This is a genomic window from Listeria sp. ILCC792 (assembly GCF_900186135.1).
Taxonomy (GTDB): Bacteria; Bacillota; Bacilli; order Lactobacillales; family Listeriaceae; genus Listeria; species Listeria goaensis.
In genome coordinates this window covers 1-8,489 of record NZ_FYBO01000019.1, presented here as the reverse complement: position 1 = coordinate 8,489, position 8,489 = coordinate 1, and the positions used below count along the sequence as shown (strand labels likewise).

Annotated in this window: 9 protein-coding genes; 3 read left to right on the top strand and 6 right to left on the bottom strand. The window is 36.0% G+C overall.

Annotation, left to right across the window (positions count from 1 at the left end; genetic code table 11):
* The 5 genes from mobV to CFS60_RS13715 form a co-directional block, all read right to left on the bottom strand.
* A partial coding sequence (mobV, locus tag CFS60_RS13735; protein ID WP_179946610.1) for a MobV family relaxase occupies positions 1-1,396 on the bottom strand: 1,396 nt, incomplete at its 3' end.
* Between the two features lie 626 nt (positions 1,397-2,022).
* A complete protein-coding gene (locus CFS60_RS13730; RefSeq protein WP_088839400.1) occupies positions 2,023-2,475 on the bottom strand; it encodes a DNA-binding protein in 453 nt (150 codons plus the stop codon).
* 17 nt (positions 2,476-2,492) lie between these two features.
* Positions 2,493-3,317, bottom strand: coding sequence for a replication initiation protein (locus CFS60_RS13725; RefSeq protein ID WP_088839399.1), 825 nt, complete (start codon positions 3,315-3,317; stop codon positions 2,493-2,495).
* A 614-nt stretch (positions 3,318-3,931) separates the two neighbouring features.
* Positions 3,932-4,318: a hypothetical protein gene (locus CFS60_RS13720; protein WP_088839398.1), complete on the bottom strand. Its 387-nt coding sequence runs from the start codon at positions 4,316-4,318 to the stop codon at positions 3,932-3,934.
* 2 nt (positions 4,319-4,320) lie between these two features.
* Positions 4,321-5,559 (bottom strand): Mbeg1-like protein, encoded by a 1,239-nt coding sequence (locus CFS60_RS13715; protein WP_159458317.1) that lies wholly within the window; start codon positions 5,557-5,559, stop codon positions 4,321-4,323.
* A gap of 135 nt (positions 5,560-5,694) precedes the next feature.
* Here CFS60_RS13715 and CFS60_RS13710 point away from each other — a divergent pair, with 135 nt between their 5' ends.
* The 3 genes from CFS60_RS13710 to CFS60_RS13700 all read left to right on the top strand — a co-directional run bounded on the left by CFS60_RS13710 (position 5,695) and on the right by CFS60_RS13700 (position 8,051).
* Complete coding sequence (locus CFS60_RS13710; protein WP_159458316.1) at positions 5,695-6,210, top strand: DUF1433 domain-containing protein; 516 nt, start codon at positions 5,695-5,697, stop codon at positions 6,208-6,210.
* Positions 6,211-6,273: 63 nt separating this feature from the next.
* On the top strand, positions 6,274-7,128 hold the full coding sequence (locus CFS60_RS13705) for a DNA adenine methylase (protein ID WP_088839395.1): 855 nt from the start codon (positions 6,274-6,276) through the stop codon (positions 7,126-7,128).
* A 14-nt stretch (positions 7,129-7,142) separates the two neighbouring features.
* Entirely contained in the window at positions 7,143-8,051 is a 909-nt protein-coding gene (locus CFS60_RS13700; RefSeq protein WP_088839394.1) for a DpnII family type II restriction endonuclease, read from the top strand.
* A 174-nt stretch (positions 8,052-8,225) separates the two neighbouring features.
* Here the strand turns inward: CFS60_RS13700 and CFS60_RS13995 are convergent.
* The coding region (locus CFS60_RS13995; protein WP_220387239.1) for a hypothetical protein at positions 8,226-8,489 on the bottom strand (264 nt) is incomplete at its 5' end.

The window sequence follows — 8,489 nt, the reverse complement described above, 5'->3', positions numbered from 1 at the left end:
GATCGTGACGGGCTTGTTCGGGCCAGTTGTACTCTAAAAAGGTACTCGGATTGGTTTGTTCCCACCGATCAATAGCTTCTAAACGAAAAAGGATTCGTTCCCGATAAGAATCATCTTGCATGATGGGTGTAAAGGGCGTAGTCGCCCACTCTTTTGTCTGTGAATCAGGCTGCAGGGGCTGTTCTTCCCATTGGCACATCTCTGTAATATACAGGCGCTGATTTAAGGAGAGTGCTTGCCCGTGTTCCGCCGCATCACGGAGGGGATCATTGGGTTGAAAGACTTGCCGAACTGCGATTTTTACACGGTCTAATTGTTTCCCTAGGAAAATCCCGATTTTCTGGCTCACTTCGCGTCCTAATTCGGGTAGGAATCGGGTCACCACTTGTTTCCAGGTTTCTGCAATTTTCCGCCACTTGGTGGCTTCTTTTTCCGTTTTATGTAGCTGCGCCTGCAGGTGTTGATTGATTTGTTCTTTTTGAGCTAAACGGGTTTCGAAATGTTGCATCTTTTGGGCTTGTTGTTGCTGTTTTTGTTCTAAGACTTGAATGTGCTGTGCTTGTTGTTCAATCTGAATGGCTTGTGCTTGATAGCCTTCTACCAAATCTTTGATTTCGTCAAACGTGGTCGCGTTCAAAATTTTTCGTCCCGTAGGGACTTCTTCCCATTTCCCCAAAAAACCAGGTTGTTTTTGGTTGACATGTTCATCGACAGCCGAGCGTATGAATTTGGTTGGATCCAGTTGTTTACTTTTAGCTAAGAGCTCGGCGTGTTTGTGCTCCAGGCGTTCCAATTCGCGTTGTTTGGCCTGTAGTTTAAACTCTGCGACACTTAAATGTTCGCGTTTCGAATTCTCTTCTCCACGCTGAATATCAAACCCTTCGATTTGTAAAACGCTAGCCAGCTGTCCCTGAATCTCACGTAAGGCATTTCGAGAAAACAACGTTTTCGCACTTAAACGGCCATCTTCGGTCATGGGGACGATGCCAATGTGCATATGCGGGGTGGTTTCGTCTAAATGGACATGCGCATACGCAATATTTTGCGGACCATATCGGTCCGCAAAATATTGCGTGGCCACTTCGAAATAGCGCTTGGTTTCAGAAGGGGATAGCTCCTCAAAAAAAGCCGTATCACTGGAAATAATCCACGTATGGACTAAAACGGCATCCTTACGGATGGCCCGTTGAGACGTGCGTTGAGATGTAATAATGTCCTGGACATGTTTATGAAAAGAAATCGACTGATCGCCATGAATTAAATCATAATTCAAATGGCTTTTGGTGGTATCAATATCTGGGTTGGTATGATGTTTGGTTTCACGTTGCACATGATGTTGTAAACCACTTAAATTGCCAGCTTTCATTTTCTCGCCATGGGCGACTAAATACGACATGTCTATCACTCCTACGAAACTTTTTCTCTCCCAATCGTTTAACAGCTTGGCAAGGTGGTATCAAGTTGTCAAGCTGGCAAAATGATGGCACCCCAAAACCTAGTGAACGCAAGGGATTATATGAAAAAGGTTCAAAAAATCACCTAAATGCGCCTAATCGGAAGACTTCCAAGTAAAGTGTAGCACATTATACTTTACTACGTAAAGAATGTGCTCTACGAGGTCTCCTTGCTCATGCAAGGGTTTGCTGTAGCAAACCAAAAAGACCAAAAATTGAAACCAGCGGTTTCTTTTTTCAGTCTCTATTTTTCAATATGTTTTAATATGGTTGACTTTTCTATGTAGAATTGGCTTTGTCTTTTGAAATTTTTGATTCAAACGGTGTACTGTACAATAGTTAAAGGTGACAATTAACTGAAGTTTAGTTATATTTCGATAGGCAGCATAGCGGTTTAATTCGTTGAGTAATCGTTTCATCATCGTATCTAAATCGTGAATATCAAAAATAAATACCATCGTGGAAATCAGGGTTAAATCACAATATATCCATACTTCTTTTTGGCTAGTATTTGCCAAACTTTATAAATAGTTGGAATTTGGATCTAACTTTTAGAAAGACTTCGAATTTATTTCTTGGAACCACTAAACAATCGATTAAAAAAACCATTTTTTTCTGCATCTACTGTTTGTTTAGCTTCTTCTAAAAATAATTGATTCTTTTTTTGTTCTGCCTGCATAAGTTGTTGTTGCTGATCTAGTAATTTTTGCAAGTTATCTATTTGCTTGTCCTTAGTGGTTGCCTGCTGGAATAATTGTTTGTCTTTTATTAGTAATTGTTTTTCTAAGCTTTCGATATGTTTTTTTAGATGGGTAATTTCCATAGGTATTTCCCTATCTTTTTTCTGGTTTTTGTTACCTAGAAAATCCTCGATGATTATTGATAAACCTTGTTTTTTTATGTAGGTAATACCTTGTTTTTTATATAATAACTCCCTAGGTAATTTTTTAATCCTGTATTTTACTTTGTCTTTGGAAACGCCTAATTCTTGGGCGAGCTCAAGAATTGTTTTATCTGTCATATCTATGTTCCTTTCATTTAGGATTCAAGTCGAAGACTGAGCTGTTCAATTAACATATCTTTATTCTGAGGTGAAAGAGAGCTTTTACGAATATCTTTTATTTTTTCGTTCAGTTCAGTACGTGGAGCTCGTTTATTAAAATCATTTGCATTTTTAGACTCAGCTTTGAATGTGAATTTATATCCTATAACTGGTTTACCACGCCCCGTACCATATTTTTTAGTTATTTGTAATCCCTTGAATATGGGAGCAAGTTCAATTTTTATTGGATTTAAAACGTTTTGTGTAAGTTTTCCTTTGTTACGATCATAACTTGCAGGAATGTCTAATAACTCAAAAAGTTCATTTTTTGAAAAATAGGCTACTCCTTTTGTTCTGTATTGTTTTAAAAGGCGAAACATTGTCTTAGCATAGCTACTTTGAAGGTCATTGAATTGCTTCAAAGAATAGCGAACCCACTCTTCTAAATCATTTAAAAGATAAATAGCATTTGGGTGTACAGATATTTCTACATATGGATTTTCAGTATTTCCTTTGATTTTAAAATCTGTAAACATTACAAATCTTTTACTATCCAATCCATCAGAACTTCTTGTCCCAAATCGCAAATCCAGTAGCTTATCATAAGTAGTTTCTAAATCAGTAACAAATCTTCTGTTTGCAGTTGGTTTATAATCACTAAGTTCTTTTAGCTGTTTAAATTCAAAATGAACAGTCGTTTCTCCTTTGTCACGCATACGAGAAATAATTGAGAAAAATAAATTCATTTCTACAGGAGTGAATTTACGCAGCGGAATAGTATTTAGTTCAGTATGGTATTTTACAAGTTCATTTTTAGCCAAATTATCACCTCTTAAGTTAATATAGCATAATTTAAGATTTTATCAATACTTATCGATTGACAAACAGTATTGATAAACAGACAAAACAGTATTGATAAACAGACAAAACAGTATTGATAAACAGACAAAACAGTATTGATAAACAGACAAAACAGTATTGATAAACAGACAAAACAGTATTGATAAACTTCTGAAAGCATTGACGTTAAACATTTTACAGCTCCCGTTAAGAGGTTTAAAAAGAAGTTTAAAAAGAAATTCAAAAAAAGGAACAAAACCAAAAGGAGTGAGCCAAAAAACGGCTCACATTTAAAAAAACATTCTCCGTTTCACTCCGCCTCGCAGTTGCTCGTTGACAAAAACCATCTGTAAAGGCAGGTAAGACTAGTTGACATATATATTATCGGAACCATTATTCTTGTTTATATGTTCCAAATAAAGAGTCAAGACGACTTCGTCGGTCAGGGCAAGCCCTAACAACCCCTTTAAAAGGTCAGGAGAGCTCGTTGACGGGATTTTTACCCAATCAAGTGTTTTTCTTCATAAAAAACAAAAAAACTCCCAAAACGCACCGTGTGCGCTCTGAGAGAAATCAGTAAGCCGATAAGCGTTCGTTAAAAGAAATGAACTTGGCAACTTTTTATAATTTCTTCGTAGTCGTCTTGCAAATCGCGATAGATTTTAAGCCGTGTGTTTGCTAATTCCTGTGAAGCAATACTTCCAGCATGACTCTCGAAAGACTTGGATAATTGTGCTTGAATATCGCTAGCTCGATGGTCTAAATCCTCAAAACGATGTTGTTTATTTTGGAGTGAACGTTTGGCATCTTCAACGTAATCTTGAGTGTCATGAGCTAACTCTCGACTTAACTGTCCGAGTTGCAACTGCCGTTCTACCCCCTTTTTCATGTCATTTAGAGAATCTAGAACATCTTCTTTTCCTTCGTCTATCGCTTTAGCAATTTTATGATTAATGTGAGCTAATTCACTTCCCCAATCCATACTTATTTGGCTCCTTTCAATTTCTTAACTACAGTACCAGCCAGGGTTCCACCTATACCAGCTAATTTATCTCCCCTGGAAAGAGAAATACCTACGCCAGATGCATAGCCAGCAAGACCGGTAATGGTATTTGAGCCATTTGTTGTTTGGATCATTTCTTGAAGGTTCGTTCCTAAAATTTGAGCTAGTTTATGATCATTTTTTTCAATAGAGTTGGCTGCGTCTACAACACGTATTCCAAGCTTTTTCCAAGCAAATTGTTCTTGGGTTAAATGGCTAATTTGGTTACATAATAGCTCATCATCATAAAAACGATAAGCCCCATCTACTCGCTTGTAGGCAAATTGACTAAACTGATCATGAATATCTTGTTCAGAAAGACGATTCAAATCCCCACCTTCGGTACGTGCGACATATTTACGATAAAGAGCTTTGAATAGTTCACCTTGTTCTTGTCTAAAATCTTCCAGGTCTTGAATCATGTTGTCTATGTATTCCGTTCCAACTTGTTGAATGGTCTGTCCAAGTTTACGAATGTCAGCTGGTTTATAGAGTAATTGAGCAGAACCATCGGTTCCAAAACACCCTTCAAAAGTAGGCGTCATATGTCCGCCGATGGCAAAGGCATCTAGTGTACTTTTTTGACCAGTATTTCGCTCCATAAAATATTGAGGATAGAAAGATAAGGCATTGGGAGGTAACATACCTACGATATCATCGGAATGACGATAGTCTTTGATTAAATTCCAATACTTTCCTTCCTTGGCTTTTGCCTGTTCTTCAGGTGTTAATTTATTATAAGCGCGTGCTGCCGCAAATGTAACGGCATTTTTAGTATGTTTAACAGCCTCATATTGGGCAAGTGCTCCTCCTAAGCTATGTCCAGTAAAACTATAATCATCGACTTGATAGTCTTTTAAAAATTGATTGACAAAGCTCTCATAGCTTTTAAATTGGTCATCTACTTTATTATTTATTAATTTGGCATTTTGTTTCCAATCCGCAAGTTCTTCAGATCCACGAGAAACAAAAACAACTTTGCTAAAGTGATTACTTTTACCAGCTTTATATGCTTGATATTCTTTTGTTGGAACAACCGCTACCGCTTGTAATCCGTTACTAGAATTAATGGATTTTATAGTTGTCCAGGTTCCATCTTTTATCTTAATTGTTTTTCCAACTTTCAATTTTGAATCACTATAAACCCATTGAGATAACTTGAAGTTACCTTCATCTGTCATTCTCATTACCTACTCATCTCCTGAAATATGTTATTATTTCTTTATAAGTATATTACATCAATACATGTTTGGTTTACAATAAAAATTAGAAAAATATGCAAGCATACATGCACAACGGGAGGAGCAGAGTGAAAAGTGAAAAAGGTAAGGATAATAGGTATTGCACTTGCAATCATATTAGGTTTGTTTTGTATTAGTATTCCAATTATTACAGGGGGTTATTTATTTATGAATACTCATGAAGAAAAGAAAGAGAGCGGACTTACTGAGAGTGAAAAAAAACTGATGGAAGAACAAAAAGAAGACATCACATTATATCTAAAATATAATTATAAAGACATCACATCAGTTACATTAACTAGTGTAAAAAGCACACCACTTGGACCAACAATACAGGGATATGTAAATAATAATAAAAATATAGCTTTCACAGCTTTAAGTTCAAATAATGGTTTTGAAAGTGGACTTGAAGTATCAGATGAACTACTAAAATTATCTAAATTTGATAAAGATAAATCTGTGTCTGAAATCAAAAAAGAAAAACAAGAAACGTCTATGAATACAGCTGAAAATCCTAAACGGTCATTAGAAGACATTATGGCTGAATTACGCGAACAGGAAGCGCACCTATTCAAACGGAATCGTATTTAACTATTGTTTGAATTTATCTAATGATATAATGTGGTATGAATAATAAGTAAAGGAGTGTTTAGCATGGGAAAACCATTAACACAAACACTTGAGTTAAAGCCGTTTACAAAATGGACAGGCGGGAAGCGTCAATTGCTACCCCAGCTATTAGAGTATGTACCAAAAGAATTTGAAACCTATTATGAGCCTTTTGTAGGTGGAGGCGCTTTGTTATTTGAAATGCAACCTCAAAAAGCAGTGATCAATGATTATAACCAAGCATTAATCGAAACGTATGAGGTTATTCGAGATGATGTAGAGAAATTAATAACTTTATTGAAACAACATCAGAAACAGAATTGTAGTGAATATTACTACCATATCAGATCTTTTGATAGAGATGGACGGATACATGATACAAATAAAACATGGAGAGCTGCTCGAATACTTTATATGCTTCGAGTTAATTTTAATGGGTTGTATCGAGTAAACTCGAATAACCAATTTAATACTCCGTATGGCCGTTATAAAAATCCAAAAATTGTAGATGAAGAGAATCTAAGGAATGTTAGTATGTATTTAAAACATGATAATGTAAAAATCATGAATGGAGATTTTCAGGATTCTTTAAGGAACGTAAAAGAAGGGGACTTTATTTATTTAGACCCTCCTTATGTACCGTTAAGTGAAACAGCTAACTTTACTTCGTATACAGCTTCCGGCTTCAATTTATCTTCACAAGAAAGACTTAGAGATGTATTTAAAGAATTAGATCGAAGAGGGGCATTTGTTATGCTGTCCAACTCAAATTCAAGTATTGTTCATGATTTGTATAAGGAGTATTCGCATACTATAAAAAAAGTACAAGCAACCAGAATGATTAATTCTAAAGCTACTGAACGAGGAAAAATAGAAGAAGTCCTGATTACTAATTATTAAAGAGAGGCTAGACAATGAAATATAATGTTTTTAAATACTTAAATATGTCCCCACAAGAAAAAGTAGATTTTTTTCTAGAGACACGTTCGTCTATTAGCCATGTAGCATCTTATTGGATTAATTTTGATAACGTGCAAAAAAACATTCAATTGTATGACGAACCAGATTTATATACACTAGATTACTTAATCGGTAAAAATGAAGAAGAAATCAAACAATTTTTTCGTACAAGACCACACTTACTTCTTATGGTACCGAAATTGTTAGGCATTCGAGATGATAAGTTAGAAAAGCAAAAAACTTTTTTAAAGGTTCAGGAGATAGACGGAGAAATATTTTTAAATTTCAAAGAGATTGATTTAGAAAATTTAGAGAAATATATTGAATTCCTTTACGATAGTGGATTGTTCTGGGTTTTTAAAAAAGGAGTTCGAAAATCTATCCATGATTATGCTGTAGGTCTAGAAGCTGGCATGGATTCTAATGGACGGAAGAATCGAAGTGGAAAAGCTGGAGAAGCTTTTTTAGAAGAAGTGTTAGAAAATATCGCAAAGGAAAGGAATTGGCTGTATTATGGGCAGACAACTGGAGATGATGCTAGAAAACTTTATGGTGTTGATTTAGGCGAAGAATTCCAAAATAGGAAGTTCGATGGTTCTTTATATAATTCTGAAAGATCTAAACTTTATTTATTTGAAGTGAATAATTTTAATTCAACTGGTTCTAAAATGAAAGCATCAGCAACTGAGTTTAAAGATTTACATAGTAGATTCAGTAGAACTAATCATGAATTCATTTATATCACGGACGGCCGTGGTTGGGACAGTGATAAGTCGCATCTGAAAGAAGCGATGGAGTACATTGGGAAGGTATTTAACTACAATATGGTGAAATCGGGTTATCTAGATACTTACTTAAATTAGCTAGTTAACATAATGTCAATTAACGGAAGCACTAGGCGCCCCTAGCGATACGGGCGTCTTTTTTGTGAATATCAATTGGTCTAGGTCGAACGAACAACCCAAATGGCTAGACAAAGCCATTTGGGTTGTTCGGAAGTTTGTGAAATCATAACCCTAAAGGGGCATTCAATACCCTCACCGCGTGAAGTCGCGTCCGTAATCTTGTATACGCGCTTTGTGTGCGTTTCTTTCATGCCTTTGTATATGAATGGCCACTTCTTGTTGTAAATAGCGAGCTTGCTCTTCTGGAGGCTTATCCAGGTAATCGTTGAGATCGTGACGGGCTTGTTCGGGCCAGTTGTACTCTAAAAAGGTACTCGGATTGGTTTGTTCCCACCGATCAATAGCTTCTAAACGAAAAAGGATTCGTTCCCGATAAGAATCATCTTGCATGATGGG

Bases quoted from the DNA above. Each gene is read 5' to 3' on its own strand.
- CFS60_RS13715 (WP_159458317.1), bottom strand. From the start codon at position 5,559: ATGACAGATGAAGGTAACTTCAAGTTATCTCAATGGGTTTATAGTGAT.
- CFS60_RS13730 (WP_088839400.1), bottom strand. From the start codon at position 2,475: ATGACAGATAAAACAATTCTTGAGCTCGCCCAAGAATTAGGCGTTTCC.
- CFS60_RS13705 (WP_088839395.1), top strand. From the start codon at position 6,274: ATGGGAAAACCATTAACACAAACACTTGAGTTAAAGCCGTTTACAAAA.
- CFS60_RS13720 (WP_088839398.1), bottom strand. From the start codon at position 4,318: ATGGATTGGGGAAGTGAATTAGCTCACATTAATCATAAAATTGCTAAA.
- CFS60_RS13700 (WP_088839394.1), top strand. From the start codon at position 7,143: ATGAAATATAATGTTTTTAAATACTTAAATATGTCCCCACAAGAAAAA.